17 protein-coding genes and 2 pseudogenes are annotated in these 18,270 nt (G+C 55.9%); 11 read left to right on the top strand and 8 right to left on the bottom strand.

What is annotated here, in order from left to right:
• Positions 1 to 36 precede the first annotated feature (36 nt).
• Positions 37 to 423 carry a nuclear transport factor 2 family protein gene (locus tag LOY55_RS10960; protein WP_223523266.1) on the bottom strand — a complete coding sequence of 129 codons (387 nt, stop codon included), beginning with the start codon at positions 421 to 423 and terminating at the stop codon, positions 37 to 39.
• 260 nt (positions 424 to 683) lie between these two features.
• Between LOY55_RS10960 and LOY55_RS10955 the strand changes: the two genes are divergently transcribed.
• Together LOY55_RS10955 and LOY55_RS10950 are read left to right on the top strand one after the other, a co-directional pair.
• The gene (locus LOY55_RS10955; protein ID WP_109787074.1) at positions 684 to 2,033 is read left to right on the top strand and encodes an amidohydrolase family protein; all 1,350 of its coding nucleotides are present in this window, start codon (positions 684 to 686) and stop codon (positions 2,031 to 2,033) included.
• A gap of 11 nt (positions 2,034 to 2,044) precedes the next feature.
• Positions 2,045 to 2,491, top strand: coding sequence for a heme-binding protein (locus LOY55_RS10950; RefSeq protein ID WP_223523268.1), 447 nt, complete (start codon positions 2,045 to 2,047; stop codon positions 2,489 to 2,491).
• On the opposite strand, the gene LOY55_RS10945 is transcribed toward LOY55_RS10950, so the two are convergent.
• The 4 genes and pseudogenes from LOY55_RS10945 to LOY55_RS10935 form a co-directional block, all read right to left on the bottom strand.
• Positions 2,476 to 3,411, bottom strand: coding sequence for a LysR family transcriptional regulator (locus LOY55_RS10945; RefSeq protein WP_223523270.1), 936 nt, complete (start codon positions 3,409 to 3,411; stop codon positions 2,476 to 2,478). The genes LOY55_RS10950 and LOY55_RS10945 overlap by 16 nt on opposite strands.
• 50 nt (positions 3,412 to 3,461) lie before the next feature.
• Entirely contained in the window at positions 3,462 to 4,253 is a 792-nt protein-coding gene (locus LOY55_RS31170; protein ID WP_408980993.1) for a methyl-accepting chemotaxis protein, read from the bottom strand.
• A gap of 78 nt (positions 4,254 to 4,331) precedes the next feature.
• Positions 4,332 to 4,493 (bottom strand): annotated as a pseudogene (locus tag LOY55_RS31165) (HAMP domain-containing protein); the annotation flags it as partial.
• A gap of 1,255 nt (positions 4,494 to 5,748) precedes the next feature.
• On the bottom strand, positions 5,749 to 6,219 hold the full coding sequence (locus LOY55_RS10935; protein WP_109787078.1) for a MarR family winged helix-turn-helix transcriptional regulator: 471 nt from the start codon (positions 6,217 to 6,219) through the stop codon (positions 5,749 to 5,751).
• A gap of 292 nt (positions 6,220 to 6,511) precedes the next feature.
• Here LOY55_RS10935 and LOY55_RS10930 point away from each other — a divergent pair, with 292 nt between their 5' ends.
• The 5 genes from LOY55_RS10930 to LOY55_RS10910 all read left to right on the top strand — a co-directional run bounded on the left by LOY55_RS10930 (position 6,512) and on the right by LOY55_RS10910 (position 12,710).
• Positions 6,512 to 7,465: a PDR/VanB family oxidoreductase gene (locus LOY55_RS10930; protein ID WP_109787079.1), complete on the top strand. Its 954-nt coding sequence runs from the start codon at positions 6,512 to 6,514 to the stop codon at positions 7,463 to 7,465.
• A gap of 29 nt (positions 7,466 to 7,494) precedes the next feature.
• The gene (locus LOY55_RS10925; RefSeq protein WP_223523274.1) at positions 7,495 to 8,571 is read left to right on the top strand and encodes an aromatic ring-hydroxylating dioxygenase subunit alpha; all 1,077 of its coding nucleotides are present in this window, start codon (positions 7,495 to 7,497) and stop codon (positions 8,569 to 8,571) included.
• Between the two features lie 70 nt (positions 8,572 to 8,641).
• Positions 8,642 to 9,841: a formaldehyde dehydrogenase, glutathione-independent gene (gene fdhA / locus LOY55_RS10920; protein ID WP_223523276.1), complete on the top strand. Its 1,200-nt coding sequence runs from the start codon at positions 8,642 to 8,644 to the stop codon at positions 9,839 to 9,841.
• A gap of 217 nt (positions 9,842 to 10,058) precedes the next feature.
• Positions 10,059 to 11,393 (top strand): MFS transporter, encoded by a 1,335-nt coding sequence (locus tag LOY55_RS10915; protein WP_223523279.1) that lies wholly within the window; start codon positions 10,059 to 10,061, stop codon positions 11,391 to 11,393.
• Positions 11,394 to 11,432: 39 nt separating this feature from the next.
• Complete coding sequence (locus LOY55_RS10910) at positions 11,433 to 12,710, top strand: OprD family porin (protein ID WP_223523281.1); 1,278 nt, start codon at positions 11,433 to 11,435, stop codon at positions 12,708 to 12,710.
• A 187-nt stretch (positions 12,711 to 12,897) separates the two neighbouring features.
• Here LOY55_RS10910 and LOY55_RS10905 read toward each other — a convergent pair.
• A pseudogene (locus LOY55_RS10905) lies at positions 12,898 to 14,105 on the bottom strand (transposase); the annotation flags it as partial.
• Here LOY55_RS10905 and LOY55_RS10900 point away from each other — a divergent pair.
• A complete protein-coding gene (locus tag LOY55_RS10900) occupies positions 14,104 to 14,289 on the top strand; it encodes a hypothetical protein (RefSeq protein WP_109787084.1) in 186 nt (61 codons plus the stop codon). The pseudogene LOY55_RS10905 and the gene LOY55_RS10900 sit on opposite strands and share 2 nt — an antisense overlap.
• Positions 14,290 to 14,473: 184 nt before the next feature.
• Positions 14,474 to 14,944 carry a hypothetical protein gene (locus LOY55_RS10895; RefSeq protein WP_223523283.1) on the top strand — a complete coding sequence of 157 codons (471 nt, stop codon included), beginning with the start codon at positions 14,474 to 14,476 and terminating at the stop codon, positions 14,942 to 14,944.
• A 331-nt stretch (positions 14,945 to 15,275) separates the two neighbouring features.
• Here the strand turns inward: LOY55_RS10895 and LOY55_RS10890 are convergent, their stop codons facing one another.
• Positions 15,276 to 15,641, bottom strand: coding sequence for a hypothetical protein (locus LOY55_RS10890; RefSeq protein WP_258667984.1), 366 nt, complete (start codon positions 15,639 to 15,641; stop codon positions 15,276 to 15,278).
• Between the two features lie 330 nt (positions 15,642 to 15,971).
• Positions 15,972 to 17,132 carry a radical SAM protein gene (locus tag LOY55_RS10885; protein WP_046028205.1) on the bottom strand — a complete coding sequence of 387 codons (1,161 nt, stop codon included), beginning with the start codon at positions 17,130 to 17,132 and terminating at the stop codon, positions 15,972 to 15,974.
• Positions 17,133 to 17,159: 27 nt separating this feature from the next.
• On the opposite strand from LOY55_RS10885, the gene LOY55_RS10880 reads away from it, so the two are divergent.
• The gene (locus LOY55_RS10880; protein WP_258667983.1) at positions 17,160 to 17,405 is read left to right on the top strand and encodes a hypothetical protein; all 246 of its coding nucleotides are present in this window, start codon (positions 17,160 to 17,162) and stop codon (positions 17,403 to 17,405) included.
• A 566-nt stretch (positions 17,406 to 17,971) separates the two neighbouring features.
• The gene (locus tag LOY55_RS10875; RefSeq protein ID WP_258667982.1) at positions 17,972 to 18,241 is read left to right on the top strand and encodes a hypothetical protein; all 270 of its coding nucleotides are present in this window, start codon (positions 17,972 to 17,974) and stop codon (positions 18,239 to 18,241) included.
• Positions 18,242 to 18,270: the final 29 nt, after the last annotated feature.

Below are 18,270 nucleotides of genomic sequence, written 5' to 3'. Positions count from 1 at the left end.
GGGTTTCCGGCGTTTTGCGTTGACTGGTATACGAATTCAGTTGGGCGCACGTGTGCCATGGAACGAGCTGATCTGCCAGCCTTCGGCTCCGAGCGACCAGACCTGCGTGGCAAAGCCTTCACCGCGAATCGACTGGTCACCGCCCCGTTTACGCAAAGTGTTGCACTGCGTACCGGTCATGACCGCCAGATGGTCGCCGTAGAAGCGAATCAGCAATTCGCCACGTTCAATGTCCAGATACTCCACGGCGCTTTTTGCGTATTCCAGGTAGTCCGCCTTGTCTTGCACCAATCCTGTGGTGTGCACATACACCAGGTCATCGGCGAACAGTTCGGCGACGCGCGAATAATCTTCCTCAACCAGGGCCCGGCGGCGTTCTTGCTCAAGTGCCAGGAGTTCGGATTTTACAGTGGCGGTGGTCATATGAATGGCTCTCTGTGGATGACGAGCGCGCACCATAGACGCCCGACCCGGCTGATAAAAAATCGCCGATCATGATGCCTGCCATCGAGACTCGCGATACTCGCACCTTGAGGTCACTCATTGTTGCAAAAGCCCCGGTACTGCTGACGTACCGCAGCTATTGATGCCATCAATACGCGCGCATTGATGCAAGTTGCTGGTGGTGACGAGGGCCCCGCCCTAGCCTCGCTTCGCATAACAATCCGCAAAGTGAAAACGCCATGAACGCCCTGCACCTGAAATGCCAGACCTTGTTTGACGGTACTGGCCTGGAAACCCGTCAACAGCAAACACTGGTCGTAGAAAACGGTCTGCTGTCGTATGTCGGCCCAACAGCCCTGGCGCCACAACCGCAACCGGGAGACACCCTGCTGGAGGCCGGGGATAATTTTGTCATGCCAGGCCTGGTCGATGTGCATACCCATCTGGCCTTCGGAAACGCGCAGAGCGAAGAAGACATCGATATCTGGACCAGTGACGAGTTCCGCGCTCTGCGGGGCATGTTCTTCGCCCAACATGTGCTGGCCGCGGGTGTGACCAGCATGGTCTGCCCGGGCGATAGCGGCCAGCTCAGCATCGCTGTGCGCAATGCAATCGGCGCCGGTTTGTTCGAGGGCCCGCGCATTGCAGCCAGCAGTCGGGTCATTACTAATCGGCAGAGCCTAAACGACTGGTTCCCAAGCCGTGTGGGGGCTCCGGAGTATTTCACCGCGCGCCTGGTCACCAGCCGCAGCGAGGCATTGGCGGAAATCCGCAAACAGGCCAAGGATGGCGTCGACCTGATCAAGATCGCCATGGATGGCACCCACCGCCGCCCGAATGGCGAAATCATTGCTGCCTTCACCGCTGAAGAAACCTATGAGATGGTTGAAGAGGCACACCGCCTGGGCTGCAAAGTGGCGACTCACGCCTATGGCCGCGAAGCGGTGATGTACGCCGCCCGCGCAGGCGTTGATCTGGTGTTCCATGCCTTTTACATGGACGATGCGTGCATCGAAGCCTTGCTCGAAGCCGGCACCATCCTCGCGCCGACCATGACGTTCCCTCAAAACACCGTGGACTTCTGCCAACCCCACGATCCGGCCATTAGTACCGGCTACGCCGGCTACTGCGCACGGACCCTGGAAGTGGGTTCGGCCGTGCTCAAACGGGCCAAGGCTGCAGGAGTGCCTTTCGCGTGTGGCAGCGACAGCGGTTTTGCGGTGACGCCTTACGGCGAGTGGCACGCTCGTGAGTTGGAACTATTGGTCACCCGTCTCGGCTTCACCCCGGCAGAAGCGTTGTATGCCGCCACGGCTGTCGGCGCACGCTGCATGCCGCGTGGCGAGACCCTCGGCTCCCTCGAAGTGGGCAAGCAAGCGGACTTCCTGTTGCTCGACGGTTCACCGTTGCACGACATCCGCATTCTACAAGACCGCTCGCGCCTTAACGCCGTGTACAAGGCCGGCCAGCCCGTGCGCATGGAGCGCAGCCCCTACAACCCAAAACAGGTGTCTGATTTCAACTCGCTGAAATGGACAGACCTTTACACCCGCGACCGTGTTGCCCAGTTGGGCAAGTGGGCTCAATGAGGACCAACGCCATGCAGCAACTCGACTTATTGACCGCCACCCACATCGCCAGCAGCGCTATCCGCATCGCCCGAGAATCGGGGGTTAAACCCTTGGCTGTCGCCGTGCTGGATGCCGCCGGGCATCCGCTGGCCGTCTTGCGCGATGAGCTCGCCAGTTTTCTTCGGCCACAAATCGCCACCGGCAAGGCCCGTGGCTGTCTGGGAATGGGTTTTGGTGGGCGCGAACTGGCGCGGCGCGCTCAAGCGATGCCGGCGTTTTTCGACGCTATAAACAGCCTGACTGGCGGCGAAGTTATTCCCGTAGCGGGCGGTGTGCTGATTCGCAATGTTGAGGGGCTGGTTCTCGGGGCCATTGGTATCAGCGGCGACACTTCGGACAATGACGAACGATGCGCCTTACAGGCTATCGACCAGGTTGGACTGGTGGCGGATAACGGCGATCAGCTGCCCTGCTGATCAAGCAACGCGGCCTGTTCCAGCAAGAGGCCGCGAAACCACAGCATGGCCGGGTCATGGTCTTGATACGGATGCCATTGCAACACCTGAACGGCCTCGGGAAAAGCCAGCGGTGTTGGGTGAATACGCAGTGGATAATGCTGAGCGAAGCGCTGCGCCTGTCGACGGAATACGGTGGCGATTCGCGCGGTACCAACGATAAATTCGGGCATCAGTACGAAGCTTTCAAGGGCCACCGCCACTCGCCGTTGAACACCCAGCTCATGCAGGTGCACGGCATCCATCGCCAAATTTCGGCCATCGGCAAACTCGCGAACCACGTGCTCCGCGTCGCAATAGTTGGACAGGCTCAAACCGTCGGCGAACGGCGACTGCCGAGCGCAGACAATGCAACAGAGCTGATCACTCATGAGCGGTATGTGGGGATAAGCCGGGTTCACCCTGCGCTGCGGCACAACCACGCAATCACTGCGACGATAATCGAGCGCTTCGCTGACCACATCACCGTCACGCGGTACAGGCAAATCCCGCAGGCTCAAGCGCACGCCAGGTGCAACGCGGGCCAATTCAAGACTGACCGCTGGCAGCAGCACACCAGCCACGTAGTCAGAAGCCACCAACGTGAAATGCCGAGTGCAATGGGTCGGTTCAAAATTGACCGGCGCATCGACAATCTCCCGCGTCAGTGCCAGCGCTAGACGCACTTTGGGCAGCAACTCCAAACCCAATGCCGTGGGTTCCAGGCGCCGCCCTACCTGAACCAGTAACGGGTCATTGAAATGCTCACGCAAACGCCCGAGCGCCGAGCTGGTTGCCGACTGGCCCAGGCACAAACGTTCGGCGGCCCTGCTGACGCTGCATTCGCTCAACAAGGCATCCAAGGCCACCAACAGGTTCAGGTCAAGACGTCGATAACGCATGCAGAATCCATTTTAGATTGGAAGAATAAGCGATCATCACTGATGGACACTCAATCTACAGGGTCACTTTGAAACGCTCCAACCGCTTCACCTAGGCTGACACTCAGGCGCTGCAAGTTGCCATTAGCCAATTCCAATCGAACGCACTCCTCGGCATTTTGCTCTACCACCCAATCAACCTGACCAAGGGCTACATCGACTCGGCAGACAATGTCGTGTTGAGTCGCGGCGGCGTGGGCAATGCTCTTCCCGGTGTGTTCAACACGCGAAATGGCCTCGGTAATCGCATCCAGAACCAGGCTCGCGCGCACTGTCAGATCAACGCCTTCGGCGGTCAGACGCTGACTGTCGCAAAGACTGGCAGCAGTCTCGCCAGTCACCTGCCCGAGACGTCGAATCATGCTGTCGATCTCGCCCGTCGACGCTCGCGTTCGACTGGCGAGCGCCCTCACTTCGTCCGCCACTACTGCAAATCCGCGACCATGTTCACCGGCGCGTGCGGCTTCGATGGCGGCGTTCAAGGCTAGTAGATTCGTCTGTTCGGCGATGGCGCTGATCACGTCCAGCACGCTGGTAATCGCCTGGCTCTCGGCCTGCAACAGTTGCATGGAACTCGCACTACTCGTCATTTCCCGCGAAAGCCGCTGCAGGCTTTGACTCGCCAGTCGTACCAGATCGTCCCCCTGATGGATCAGCACGCAGGCTTCGCCCAAGGTAGCCTGGCTACCTCCGACTTGTTGGTTGACCTGCGCAGCCGCTTGGGTCATATGCTGCATGGCCTCAACCACCTCAGCGGTTTTTTCGCGCTGTGCACGCACCCCCTGCCCTGTGCGCTCTACCATTGCGCCCAACGTGGCGGCGGCAGAGTCAAGCTGTTGCACATCACTGCCGATCCGTCCCACAAGACTGCGCAGCGCCTGCAACATCAGCTCGATAGCGCGGCTGAGCTGGCCCAATTCATCCTGCCGACCGAGCCGCGCGGGACGATCCTTCAGATCACCTGCGGCTACACGTTGCGCCAGACCCAGCATCAACTTCAAGGGGAAGACAATAGAGCGTCGGATCACAAGGCACGCCACCATACTCAGGACCACCGCCAGCAGCACCATTGCTCCAAGTTGCAGATCCAGGCGTTGCCGTAGTAATTCATAAGATTGCGCGGCCCTGACGCGCTCTTCTTCCAACAGCGCCATCACGTTCTCTGCCGAAATCGACATGTTCGCCTGTTGCGCCATGGCCTGCTCACCGCTTTCGGCATAAGCCAAAAATGCCTGGCGATATTCGGTCAACGCTGCGCTGGCCTCATCCAGTGCACGACGACGATCCCCGTCGAGTTGCGAATTCAGACTGTTTATCGCGGTACCCAGCTCATTTACCCGGTTTACCCAGTCGTCCCGGTAACGCTGCTGCGGATCCAGGGAAAAATACAGCTCGCTGTCGCGCAGATTGGCCAAGCGTTCGCGCAACGAAACCGCCTCCTCCAACTGCTGCATTGACTGCGTGTCAGGCAGGTTATGCTGCTCAAGATCCAGGTTGATATCGTCCAGTTGGTCGAGGAACACTTCGCTGAAACGCTGCCCCGTCGTTTCCGCTAGCACTTGCATGCGCATCCTCGCCTGTAACGCCTGTTGGCGGGCCTCAGCATATTCTTGAAATGCCTTCAGGTAACGGTCGGATGAGTCCGAGAGCGTACGCCCGAAGTCTTCGCCCGGACGCGCAAGCGGCGAACCGATTTGAAGCTGACGCAGAGAGTCCTCGACTTGCCTGGCCGTCTCCAGTGACGGCTGCAAACCGAAATCCTTCTCTGCGACTCGCGCTTGGGCGAGGTTACCTTTCTGGCGATCCAGCACGAGTAACTGTGTGGCGCTCGATTGAGTTACCTGCACTGAATACCAAGCGGTGAATGCCATGCCCATAGTGCAGATCAGCACTAGACCGAAGCCGAGCGACAACTTTCCGCCAACGCTGAGGCGGCTGAGCACAGAGCGAATAGCCATCGAACGAGCCTTCTTTTATTGTTTTGTTGGCAATATCACCTGCAACCTCCGGCCGGGAATGTTGGCTCGAACCGTTGCGAGTCACCTGGCGGGATAGACCGAGCGACGGATATAGGTTGCCGTGACACAGCCGCGCCGACTAATCGCTTGTTGGGATGTGACCTATCGGCAAACGCGATATCTGAAACGTAGGCGAGCGAGTTGCCAAGGGTGCAGATGGGACGAACGCAAGGCGGCGTTCGAGGTACGCAGACAAGCAAGTCAGAGGTAATTCAGCATTAAGAGACGTGGTGTCACGAAGCGACACCACTCAAAGGAAGTCAGGTATTCAAGCGTAGGGTCAAGCGTCTACCGGATCGTAATCGTTCACGTTGGAGACCTGGGCATGCATGCGGCCCAACAACTCGATAAGGGTGTCCACTTCTTTGGCAGAGAGCCCGCTCAGCAGGCGTCGCTCGCGTTCCAGTGCGACCTTCAACACTCGACCATGTAACGCTTTTCCGCTGTCAGTCAGGCTGACGGTGTATCGCCGCGCATCCTTAGAATCAACCTGGCTGCAAATGTGCCCTGCCACTTCCAAGGACTGCAGTGAACGGCTGACCGCGCTCTTGTCGAGACCGATCGTCTGACAAATCCGATTGGCGGTAATGTCATTTTCCACGGCGAGCATCGAGAGCATTCGCCACTCGACTACACCTATGCCGAAATGCTTTCGATAGCACTGTGAGGCCCCGGCAGAGAGCTTATTAGACAGGAAATTCAGGAGGGCCGGTACGTAACGAGTCAGATTCAGTTGGGATTCTGCGGGCATTGAGCGAACACCTTGGATCGGCGGGTCGTTGAATATTGGTTGACACCGCAACTAAATAATCGGAGGATTTCTCTACCGAACGTCACGGTCGATGACCTGCATGATAGGCCGTCGTCCTACTACATAAAAATAATTATCGGGTTTTGGTCATGGACTCTTTCAATTTCATCCCCTTCGCCTTGCTCAAGCAAACAATCGTCTCCCACGTGCCAGCGACCGGCTGACCCGTCCCCAGCTAACGCTCTAACTCATGCTTTTTTTCAGCAGCCACTTCAGTGTGGAGGGACAAGTCATGCTTCAAGTCAACGTCACCCGCAAAGCATACGAAGCCGAAGGCATCTGCAGTTTCGAATTATGTGCAGCAGACGGCGGTGCGCTACCGGCGTTCGAGGCCGGTGCCCACATCGACATCCACATTGCCGAGGGTCTCACCCGGCAATACTCCTTGTGCAACGACCCCAAGGAGCGTCATCGCTACCTGATCAGCGTGCTCAAGGACCCGAGTTCCCGTGGCGGCTCCAAGGCTATGCACGAGCAGATTCGGTCAGGACAAACGCTGACCATCAGCACTCCGCGCAACCTTTTCCCGCTTGATCGCTCAGCCAACCGACACCTGCTGTTTGGCGGTGGTATCGGTATCACGCCCATGCTGGCCATGGCCTATGAGCTTTCACATCAAGGGGCTGACTTCGAATTGCACTACTGCTTTCGATCCAGCGAACGCGCGGCGTTCGTTGCGATGCTTGCGCAAACTCCTTTTGCTGGTCGCATAAAGTTGCATGACGACAGTGGCGCTCAAATGCAGAAGCTAGATGCATCGGCCTTGCTGGCAGAACCGGACGCTGGCACCCATCTCTATGTCTGTGGGCCAGCCGGTTTCATGAACTACATCCTCGATTCAGCGCAGAACGCTGGCTGGTCGCAGAACCAGGTACACAAAGAGTTTTTCGCCGCAGACCCGATCGATCAAAGCGCCAATGCGCCCTTCGAAGTTGAATTGGCAAGCACTGGACAGGTTTTTCAGATTCCTGCCGAACGCACCGTGTTCGAAGTGCTCGACGAAGCCGGCATAGCGATCGAGTCATCCTGCGAGCAAGGCGTCTGTGGCACCTGCGTAACCCGTGTATTCAAGGGCATCCCGGAACACCGGGACAAGTTCCTGACAGTGGCTGAACAAGCCGCAAACGACCGCTTTACCCCCTGCTGCTCGCGCGCCAGATCATCACGCCTGGTTCTTGATCTTTGAACCCAAACAACAACTTCAAGGAGACCGCCATGAACACATCCACTCTCCAAACGCTTGCCGAAGAAATACCGGCGCCTGCCTTACCAGACTTCCCCCTCAACCAGTGGTACGTCGCTGCCCTGGGATGGGAGTTGAACGACAAACCCGTGGGCCGGACATTACTCAACAAGCCTGTCGTACTGTTTCGCAAAGCCAACGGCGAGGTCGCTGCGCTGGAAGATCGCTGCTGTCATAGAGCGCTGCCACTGTCGAACGGTACGCTCGAAGAATCCGGTATTCGATGTGGCTACCATGGCCTGCTTTTCGATGAGCGTGGGAAGTGCGTCGAAATCCCGGGCCAGGACAAGATCCCGAGCAAGGCTAAAGTGCCCGCGTATCACGTGCGTGAGCAGGACCAGATCGTCTGGATATGGTTTGGCAGCGAGGCGCAACCGGAGCCGAACTGTGAGCCACCGACCTACCCAGTTCACAGCAGTGGCAAGTACTTGTTCGACGGCAACGTGTACCACTACAACGCGCCTTATCAGTTAATCCACGACAACCTCATGGACTTGAGTCATCTGGGTTATGTCCACCTGCGCACCATCGGTGGTAACGCCAGCATCCACATGAATGCCCGGATGAGTGTCGAAAGTGAAGGCAACGTGGTGCGGGTCGTGCGCCATATGCCGGACTCTGTTCCACCACCCACCTACACGGCCGCCTACCCATTCAAAGGCACTGTAGACCGTTGGCAGGAAATCGAATTTCACGTCAATCATCTGCGTATCTGGACCGGAGCAGTGGATGCCGGCACCGATGCCCTGGATGACCCTGAGCGTGGTGGTTTCCATATGCGCGGATTCCATGGGGTAACGCCAGAAACCGCAACCACCAGTCACTATTTTTGGACCATTGCCACCAATCCCGAAAGCGACCCCGAAGCCATCAAGGCCAAGGTTGTTGAGCAAACGATAATGACCTTCGATGAAGACAAGGTAATTATCGAAGCGCAGTACCAGAACATGTGCCGGTTCGGCACGCGCCCGATGATCGACATCCACGTCGATGTCGGTGCCAATCGCGCCCGGCGAATCATCGAGCAGCTTCGCCAATCCACTGTTTGAGCACTGGGCGCACGCGTACTCAACTCAGTGTGCACCTTTACATAACAACAACTTCTTTAAGGGAAAAAGCATGTCTGGCAATCGTGGTGTGGTGTATCTGGGCTCCGGGAAAGTAGAAGTACAAAAAATCGACTATCCGAAAATGCAGGACCCGCGGGGTCGCAAGATCGAGCATGCGGTCATTCTCAAGGTGATCTCCACCAACATCTGTGGCTCCGATCAGCACATGGTGCGCGGCCGTACCACCGCCCAGACCGGTCTGGTGCTCGGCCACGAGATCACCGGCGAAGTCATCGAAAAAGGCAGCGACGTCGAGAACCTGCAAATCGGCGATCTGGTGTCTGTACCGTTCAACGTCGCTTGCGGGCGCTGCCGTTCCTGTAAGGAAATGCACACCGGTGTCTGCCTGAGCGTTAACCCGGCCCGTCCGGGCGGTGCTTATGGCTATGTCGATATGGGCGACTGGACCGGTGGCCAGGCCGAATACGCGATGGTGCCGTACGCCGACTTCAACCTGCTGAAACTGCCTGATCGCGACCGCGCGATGGAAAAAATCCGCGACCTGACCTGCCTCTCCGACATCCTGCCGACCGGTTACCACGGCGCAGTGACCGCCGGCGTTGGCCCAGGCAGCACCGTATACATCGCCGGTGCCGGCCCGGTCGGCCTGGCCGCGGCTGCGTCCGCTCGCCTGTTGGGCGCAGCGGTGGTGATCATCGGTGACGTCAACACCGTTCGCCTGGCGCACGCCAAGGCGCAGGGTTTTGAAATCGCCAACCTGTCCCTGGACACGCCGCTGCACGAACAGATCGCCGCTCTGCTCGGCGATCCGGAAGTGGATTGCGCCGTCGACGCCGTAGGCTTCGAAGCACGCGGTCACGGGCATGCCGGCGTGCAACATGAAGCGCCCGCCACCGTGCTGAACTCGTTGATGGGCGTGGTTCGTGTGGCCGGCAAAATCGGTATCCCGGGCCTGTACGTGACGGAAGACCCGGGTGCGGTGGACGCCGCCGCGAAAATGGGCAGCCTGAGCATTCGCTTCGGTCTCGGCTGGGCCAAATCCCACAGCTTCCACACTGGCCAAACGCCGGTCATGAAGTACAACCGCCAACTGATGCAAGCCATCATGTGGGACCGTATCAACATCGCCGAAGTGGTGGGTGTACAGGTGATCAGCCTGGACCAGGCACCGCACGGGTATGGCGAGTTCGATGCCGGGGTGCCGAAAAAATTCGTCATCGACCCACACAAGACCTTCAGCGCGTCCTGAACGCGGAGTTTTCCGGCTGACTCAGGCGTTACCTCGACCTGAGCACCCTGCCGCCCCGGAGTCGAGTCCCCGGCTCCCGGGCATCTTGCATGCTCCACAGACCAACAAAAACAAGAAGGTAACGACATGTACACCCTGCACCCCCTGCATAGCGAGGCGACTTCGGCTGCCCGTTGTTCACACCCATTCCCTACCTACAGCCTCGGAGCCTGATCCCATGAACCAGTCGATTGGGCAACAGCTGGATGAAAAACCGATGGTCACCTTCCAGTGGGGCGTGATTGCGCTCTGCTTTCTGATCAACATGCTGGATGGCTTCGATGTATTGGTGATGGCTTTCACCGCCGCTTCCATTGCTACCGATTGGGGCCTGAGCGGCATTCACCTCGGCTACTTGCTCAGCGCAGGACTTGTCGGAATGGCGATCGGCTCATTGTTTATCGCTCCCTGGGCCGACCGCTTCGGGCGACGCCCACTCATCCTGCTCTGTGTCGGTATCGCGGGGCTCGGCATGTTGGCGTCATCCAGGGCGTCGTCCCCCGAGATGCTGGGTGTGTTGCGTCTGATCACCGGACTCGGCATCGGTGGCATCCTGGCCAGCAGCTACGTTGTCGCTGGTGAGTATGCAAACAAGAAGTGGCGCGGTCTGGCCATCAGTCTGCAATCCACGGCCTACGCACTGGGGGCAACGATAGGGGGCATCATCGCGGCGCAGATCATCCCTTCCATGGGGTGGCGTTCGGTGTTCTTTTACGGTGGCGTAACAACGTTGCTGATCCTTCCGATCCTCGCTCTCTGGTTGCCCGAGTCCCTGGCATTCCTGCTGTCTCGCCAACCCCGGAACGCGCTGAAACGTATCAATACTCTGCTGCAACGCGTCGCGGTCACTTCCGTCGATCAGTTACCCGAGGCGCGGCAGGACGCCCGCAAACCTCTAAGAGAGACGTTCGCCGAGCTATTCTCGCCAGCCTTGCTCCGTTCAACCTTGCTCATCTGGATGGCCTTCTTCCTGGTGATGTTCGGTTTCTACTTCGTCATGAGCTGGACGCCAAGGCTGCTGGTTTCAGCGGGCCTATCGAACCAACAAGGCATCACCGGTGGTGTAATGCTGAACATCGGCGGCATCCTCGGCACGTCGCTGATCGGCTTGCTGGCATCGCGCTTTCGTCTGTCTCGGGTGCTGATGGCCTACCTTCTGATCAACGCGGTACTCCTTGCAGTGTTCGTGCAGTTCACGACCATCCCGAACCTGGCCTTCGCCCTAGTGCTGCTGATCGGAATTTTTGTTAACGGTTGCGTTGCCGGACTCTATGCCCTGACCCCGACCATCTACAACGCCACCCAGCGCGTAACCGGCCTGGGTTGGGGGATTGGCATCGGCCGCACCGGGGCGATTCTCTCGCCATTGGTGGCTGGCCGGTTGATCGATGCTCAGTGGCAGCCCGCTGACCTTTACCTGCTGTTTGCCCTGTCGTTTGTCTTCGCGGCTCTCGTCATCTGGCTTTTGAAGCCGCAGCGCCTACTGCACCTGAGCACCACCTCCAACGCCTGATCCGGCGCCCCCTATAAGAACAAGATCTGGACACATCACATGCAAAACAGAATTGAATGCCCATGGCTCTATGGCCTGGGCATGGTGACAGCCTGCGCCTCTTCCAGCGTCTACGCAGGGTTTGTGGACGACAGCAGCTTTAACCTGACTGCTCGCAATTATTATCTGGATCGGGATTACAAAAATGACACGCCTTATTCGGCTGCTCGCGAATGGGCCCAGGGCTTCATCCTCAAGGCCAATTCCGGCTTCACTGAAGGCACCGTAGGCTTCGGCCTAGACCTCACGGGCGTGCTAGGACTCAAGCTGGACTCATCGCCCGATCGCACCGGTACCCAGCTCCTGCCCTACAACCCACAGACCCGTGAAGCCGCAGACGAATATTCAGAGTTGGGAGTGGCGCTCAAGACGAAGATATCGAAGACCCGGCTATCCGTGGGGACGCAGTTCCCTACTCTGCCGGTGATCACAGCGAGCCCTGCACGTTTACTTCCGCAATCCTTTCGCGGCGCCTATGCAGTTTCCGATGATATCGGCGACCTGACGCTGCACACAGGACGCATGGATCGAGTGAACCTGCGGGACTCCACCGACTATCAGGCAATATCGGTGGCATCACCCAACGGTCGGTTCAAGAAGGGAGCCAGCTCCGAGCGTTTTGACTTCATCGGTGGCGACTATCATTGGTCCGACGCATTGACGGTTCGCTATTTTCACGCCGAACTGAAGGATATATACACTCAAGACTTTGCAGTAGGCATCCACCTGCTCCCCCTCGGCCCTGGCAAACTGAAAACAGATGTGCGGGTCTTCAACAGTCGGGAGAACGGCCGGGCAGAAGCTGGCAAAGTAGACAACCTGAACGCCGGCGCCATGTTCAGCTACCAGATCGCAACCCACACTGTAGGCTTGGGTTACATGTACCAGACAGGCGACACGGCATTGCCTTACATTGCTGGCGGGGAGCCGGCAGTGCTCAGCGATGGCACTTTAAGTGCAGACTTCGTGAATCCGAAAGAGCGGACCTGGGTGGCACGCTACGATTACAACTTCGCCGCTGTTGGTCTACCGGGGCTAACCGGCATGGTCCGCTACTTGCGAGGAACCAACATCGACCTGCCGCAACTAGGGGGCAGCGACTTGACGGAATCGTCAAAAGACCTGGAGTTGGCCTACGTCATTCAGTCAGGCCCGGCAAAGGGCCTCGCGCTGCGCTTGCGCAATGCGTTCTATCGAAATGAACAGAGCTCAGCCTCGACATTCCGAAGTGACAACGAAACCCGGGTCAACATCGACTACACGCTCAAAATCTGGTAGCTGACGGACGCAAACCCAACGTTCCGGTCAAGGAAACTAAGCCCATCCGCAAGGAAGTGAATTAGCTGCTGGCGGACAGGAACGTTTGTCGCATCGTTCGGAATGCACTGAGGGTTTGCGCCTCTGGTCAATACGGAAAAGTGTCTGCCCTCATGTATCCTACCCCGTGTATGAGGGCAACCAAAAAGCAACGCAGCTTAGCGGGCGTTTCTGCGATACGCCAAGCCACATCACGAGCGGCTTCATGGACGCTGGGAGCGATCTTGCGGAACGCAGTGTTCGGGCAGCACTTGGCTTTCATCGGAAACGTAGCGCAGTCGGTCTGCCGGGATCGGAATATGATGGTGTTGGCTTTGTGAACGCTCATTTTTGAAGGCTCACCATTCGCTGCGCAATGCGTTGCCAGATGGGCAGCGGTATTCCTCAGCCACTTCATTCCAGTGGAAATCATTGCTCAAGAAACTGTCGTTCTTGCGCTCGGTTTTGTCCCACACAGGCACATGCGGCTCGATGTCTTTTCCCTCCACCATCCAGGGCGACATCGGTGCGGTTCCATAAGCGGTGTCACCAATAAGGCGTTCCGGCTTGATGTCGAACTGAGCTTCGACCCGGTCGATCATCGTCTTGGTGCTCTCGACTTCTGCGGTTCGATGAGCCGGTGTGGGTGCCACATCCATGATCACGCAGTGCTCGGTATCGATCAGATAATTCGTGGAGTAAGCGTAGAACGCTGGGCCACCTGGAGCTGCGGTCCAGCGGGCTTGAGGATCAGTCAGCGATAGGCGCTTCGGTAGCGTTTCGGCCAGAGCCTCTTCATCGAGTGCCTCAAGATACTCACGCACGGCGCGGGTGCTCAGGGCCGGATCGCTCCAGTTGACCTGTTCATCACCCGGTACACCGCGCTGCCGGCTGGCATCCGCTTTGAAGATGCTGGCGTCAACGGCAAAGCCTTCACCCTTGACCAGACCTGCCTCCATGCAACGACGCAGCACTTCATTAAACAACCAGCGAAACAGATCGCTGTCCCGAAAGCGGCCGTGTCGATTTTTGGAAAAGGTCGAGTGGTTGGGGACTTCATCTTCAAGGCTCAACCGGCAGAACCAGCGATAAGCCAGGTTCAAATGGGCCTCTTCGCACAACCGCCGTTCGGAGCGGATGCCATAGCAATTGCCGACGATCAGCATGCGAATCATCAGTTCGGGATCAATCGACGGACGCCCAATCGGGCTACAGAAATCGGCGAGATAATGGCGCAGGTCGCTCAGATCAAGACACTGATCAATACTGCGCAGAAGGTGACTGGCTGGAATGTGATCTTCAAGGTTGAACGAGTAAATCTTCAAGGTCGAACGAGTAAAACAGCCGCTCCTGCCCACTCGATAACTGTCCCATCATGCTGCGTGCTTCCCTGCTGGCCAATGCAGAGATTTTGCCGCAGGCAAGACAGGGGAGCTACTTTTTCAACAGAATCGGCCGATTTCTGCCCATCACAGTGGAATTGAACATGTTTGGTCCAATGCAAAATTGTTCAGCATTGGGCGATGGGCTGGTCAGCAGCAATGAATGGCAGTGTGGCTGATGGACGTACCTGCTTCGGTGCGTCGTAGAGTCAGACGTCTCTCCCCTCAAGGCCTAGACTGATGGTTAGCCGATTGAAAGGATGTGGATCATGGAGGGGGGTTATGCTTTGAAAAGGCGACAAAGCACCAAGCGGCCACTGTGCCCTTTCTCAATACTGATTAGAGTGATTTCGAGGCCCAAAAATGGCCAGACGTCAAACAGAAACCCGGAAGGAGCCTGATACCTCGATTACTTCCAAAGTCGAGTCGATGCAGAACACGCATTTAGTTTTAACTCCAACACGTGAGCTTGAGCCCCGCGCGCGGCAAATTTTCGAGATGATTATGAGTATGCGGCCATCGACTATGTGGGGAGCGTATGACCTGCAATTGGCTACAGATTTGGCCGAGATCAATGCCCAGATCGAATGGACTCAAGAGGTGTTAGCGGTCGAGGGTGACGTGCTGACCACTCGGCTTGGTACGCCAATCATCAACCCTCGGGCGACCCATTGTGGCAACCTCAAGCGCCAAGCGGTGACCTTTGTGCGGGCGCTAGGACTGTCAGCAGGGCAACGGCACTTGGGTGATGAGCCAAATCGCAAACGTGCGAACAAGCAACAAGAACTACAAAAAGCCTTCCGAGATGCAGAAGACAACCCACTGCTGGCATAAACGACGCGATGCCACGGGACAGTAATGGACTGGTGGGGGTATAAGTGGGGGTATTTTCAGACATGAAAAAGGCCAATGCTGTGAACATTGGCCTAAGTCATTGAATAATATGGTCGGGACGGAGTGATTCGAACACTCGACCCCTAGCACCCCATGCTGGGGACTATAGCAACACAACCTGTTGTTTTATAACGGATACATACACTTTTAAGCGCGGAAAAACACCCGTTTTTTTGTGCTTATGCAAACAGAAATATGCGGCCCCCAGAGGAGGTTTTGCGCACAACTCTCCCTGCGTTTGAGGACCAGAAGACTGCAAAAAAATCTGTTGTTAGTCGAGGTATTTGATAACGGCGAACTTAGAGCTGGCACGGTCGCCATGTCGATTTGACTCGCCGCTCCAGATGACTGCATCGCCGCCGGCTTGCTTGGCCTTTAGAGCAACCGCCCCTTTCAAACTGTTCATGGTTATCGGGTTGTTTACTCGGTCATCGTCGATAACTCCGAGCATCTGAAATTTCCGAGGCGGTTCACCGCTTGTCCAAAAGTCGACACCATCGATGGTCTCTTTTGCACCGCCCTGCCCTACAAATGTTCCATTTTTTGTTTCGTAGGGCTGAAAATTTGTACTCGCATAAAGCGCGCATCCAGAGAGCAATGCAGTGGCAAATATAACGGTAGGAAATAGCTTTTTCATAAGACAGCCTTTAGGCAGATGGCTCGGCGTTCCCCCCATTATGGCCAATAAATGCTTGGATGTTTTGTGTCGGGTCGACCAGGGGACCCTTCGACACATTTGAAGAAGGCACCACCATGTCAAGGTGACCCTGAAACCCATGCAAGCATATGATCTATAAAGGAAAATAGGTGTTTTGCAGCAGGTACAAAACCGCGACATCACTCTATAAAAAACAATAACTTAGCGTTGTATATTCCTACAGTAGTTCCCGTCCCGGCGTCCTGACTGCAGGTAGTGCCTCTCACCCCTGCAATCGGATTTCAATATTTTCCAACAATCGTAATTTTCTCAATGCTCCGAAGGAGTGCCTGCTCCAGGTCTACCTTCAAAGCGGCCGAAAAGCAGGTAGTGCTGGTAGGCGCTGGAGAAGGCACCGCTTATGACCGCGCTCAGCACGTCTGGATTTGATTGAAAGTACTGAGTTTCATCAAAATTTTCGGCACTGACTTCGTTGTACCGGCCAAGTTTTTCGCTATCGATGGGGAGTTCAAGTAGGCTGCGATGCTGAAAATCAATAATGCGATTGACAGCATGTCGTGCCATAGGCCCTACGTCCGGTGATGCGGTGTAGGAATGCAGGCCATTTTTCATGCACCGGTTGCAGATGTCGACGCAATTTTTCTGAGTTGATTTTAAATTCGAGATTTGCTCTAGAGGCAACTCTAGAAACTTGCCAACTTGGTACTCGGACTGGTCAAAAATAGCACAACAAAGAATAGTATTTCCGTTACAGTCGAGCACCACCAAATCATCCTTTACAGAGCAAGAGTGTTTTGGGTAATGTTTTATCATATTAATAAGATCATCAAAAGGCGGCAATGAGAGCCTCTCAAGCGTCTCACGATCTTTTTCTGTGACGGAAGGATCACGTTCGATAATAGCAAGGTTTTTTTCCAACGGCATCATTACAGAGTTACCAGTAGAAAACACGAAGCCTAAGCGCTCACTAAACTCGCGCATTAACCCCTCATCCTCAAAATTATCTAAATAGCGATGATAGAAGATTTCGACCTGCGTATTAAGGTTGTGCTGTCGCTTTAAATCATGCAATTTAATCATGTTTTGCTTAACTACTTCGATATCACCTCCAGCATGCCCCTGCTCGTAGGTTTTCTGATGGAAGCCAGAAAGCGAAACACGAAAACACGAAGGCTCAGCCATCATCGCTTTTTCTAAATTTTTTCCGATATTTAAGTTAGAGCTAATACCGCTTCGCAGGCCAGCGGCATTCACTATTTGAATGAACTCGCCAACGCGCGGATGAACCAATGGCTCGGTCCAGTTATATAGATGAATCGAGTAAATTCCTTCTTGCTTAGCTTTTTCAACAATCTTGCTGAACATCTCAAGCGGCATGGCTTTTTTGAAATTATTATTCTCAGAGTTCCCCATCGGGCATGACGGGCAGCTTAAATTGCAAGCTCCAACTATATCTATAAACATATTCATTTTGTGGAACGCTCCATGTTAGGCAGAATGCAACTCAAGTTGGGGAACTTTAAATCACTTCGATTTTTTCACTGCCAAAATATTGTTAATTTTCATCGCAACACCAAAAATAACGCAATTTTTAAGCCAGATGCCATCATGGAGTTTAGGCCTTGGCCTGAGCGGCGTGGAGCGGTCGAGGTGGGCGGCAAAATCCGCGGCGCCCTTCAAACGGTCGACAAGAACGAAGAGTTCATCAAAATCACACTCGCTGCGCTGATGACGTCGGAATGACTTTGCTGTGTCAAAGCCTGGGATGCCGCATAGGAATCGCCAAATGCCTTTATAATCAAGGCCTTGAGCTACAAATCAGCTCCGAAAACCAGCACCTTTTGCGACTCTTTAGAACCCAATAAACATTGGTCCAAACGGTTGCGTTTTGGGGAAGAATTTCCCACGGAAAACCCCACCTACGGCGTCCTGCCGAACGACAAACCACCAACACGCCACTGATGCAGCAGTACTAACGGAAGTGGCCTACAGGCCTTGTATTTCAACGGTATGCATTGACGGCTGTCTAAAACCATAACCCGATGTAAGCGCCTTTCGGACCAATGAAACCGAGCAAGGCCGAGGTAGTTTTAGACAGCGTTTTCAACCCTTCTCCGGCGTCCTGCCGAGCTAACCTCCTCCAAAATTTTACTACTCGTCACCCTCCACTCGCTCAATCGCTGCGCCTCGATTACTGTATATACAAACAGTATCGATAAGGCCTAACCGTGGATCCGTAAGAAATCGATGACACCAGCGACTGGCTCGACTGCCCGACACCGCTCGAGACTTGCAGGCACCAGCTCCAAATGTATGAAAACGAGTTTGAAGAACTCACGCTCCAGTTGGCCAGAGCCCTTGAGAACGTCCGTGGCTTGGTGCAGATGAATGATGAGTTGTCCGCCAGCAAAGCCCAATTGGTTGCGGAGTTGAAAAAATGCGCCGCCACCGAGGCCCGTCTCGAGGCGGAAAACACAGAGCTATCAGGTCAGGTTCGCAGCCTCCTGCTGGTGTCCGACCAAAGGGCTCACCTGTTTAGAGAAAACCAGCGACTGCTCAAGGAGATGAGGGAGCGGTAGTTGCCTTGGCATACGCCTGGTACACCACC

The sequence above is a fragment of the Pseudomonas sp. B21-040 genome (assembly GCF_024748695.1).
Taxonomy (GTDB): domain Bacteria; phylum Pseudomonadota; class Gammaproteobacteria; order Pseudomonadales; family Pseudomonadaceae; genus Aquipseudomonas.
The sequence above is the reverse complement of the archived record's forward strand: the minus strand, read 5'-3'. Positions and strand labels throughout refer to the sequence as shown.

Coding starts and splice junctions, on each gene's coding strand:
- LOY55_RS10960 (WP_223523266.1), bottom strand. CDS start 423: ATGACCACCGCCACTGTAAAATCCGAACTCCTGGCACTTGAGCAAGAA.
- LOY55_RS10955 (WP_109787074.1), top strand. CDS start 684: ATGAACGCCCTGCACCTGAAATGCCAGACCTTGTTTGACGGTACTGGC.
- LOY55_RS10950 (WP_223523268.1), top strand. CDS start 2,045: ATGCAGCAACTCGACTTATTGACCGCCACCCACATCGCCAGCAGCGCT.
- LOY55_RS10945 (WP_223523270.1), bottom strand. CDS start 3,411: ATGCGTTATCGACGTCTTGACCTGAACCTGTTGGTGGCCTTGGATGCC.
- LOY55_RS31170 (WP_408980993.1), bottom strand. CDS start 4,253: ATGGTAGAGCGCACAGGGCAGGGGGTGCGTGCACAGCGCGAAAAAACC.
- LOY55_RS10935 (WP_109787078.1), bottom strand. CDS start 6,219: ATGCCCGCAGAATCCCAACTGAATCTGACTCGTTACGTACCGGCCCTC.
- LOY55_RS10930 (WP_109787079.1), top strand. CDS start 6,512: ATGCTTCAAGTCAACGTCACCCGCAAAGCATACGAAGCCGAAGGCATC.
- LOY55_RS10925 (WP_223523274.1), top strand. CDS start 7,495: ATGAACACATCCACTCTCCAAACGCTTGCCGAAGAAATACCGGCGCCT.
- fdhA (WP_223523276.1), top strand. CDS start 8,642: ATGTCTGGCAATCGTGGTGTGGTGTATCTGGGCTCCGGGAAAGTAGAA.
- LOY55_RS10915 (WP_223523279.1), top strand. CDS start 10,059: ATGAACCAGTCGATTGGGCAACAGCTGGATGAAAAACCGATGGTCACC.
- LOY55_RS10910 (WP_223523281.1), top strand. CDS start 11,433: ATGCAAAACAGAATTGAATGCCCATGGCTCTATGGCCTGGGCATGGTG.
- LOY55_RS10900 (WP_109787084.1), top strand. CDS start 14,104: ATGCTGCGTGCTTCCCTGCTGGCCAATGCAGAGATTTTGCCGCAGGCA.
- LOY55_RS10895 (WP_223523283.1), top strand. CDS start 14,474: ATGGCCAGACGTCAAACAGAAACCCGGAAGGAGCCTGATACCTCGATT.
- LOY55_RS10890 (WP_258667984.1), bottom strand. CDS start 15,641: ATGAAAAAGCTATTTCCTACCGTTATATTTGCCACTGCATTGCTCTCT.
- LOY55_RS10885 (WP_046028205.1), bottom strand. CDS start 17,132: ATGAATATGTTTATAGATATAGTTGGAGCTTGCAATTTAAGCTGCCCG.
- LOY55_RS10880 (WP_258667983.1), top strand. CDS start 17,160: ATGCAACTCAAGTTGGGGAACTTTAAATCACTTCGATTTTTTCACTGC.
- LOY55_RS10875 (WP_258667982.1), top strand. CDS start 17,972: ATGTATGAAAACGAGTTTGAAGAACTCACGCTCCAGTTGGCCAGAGCC.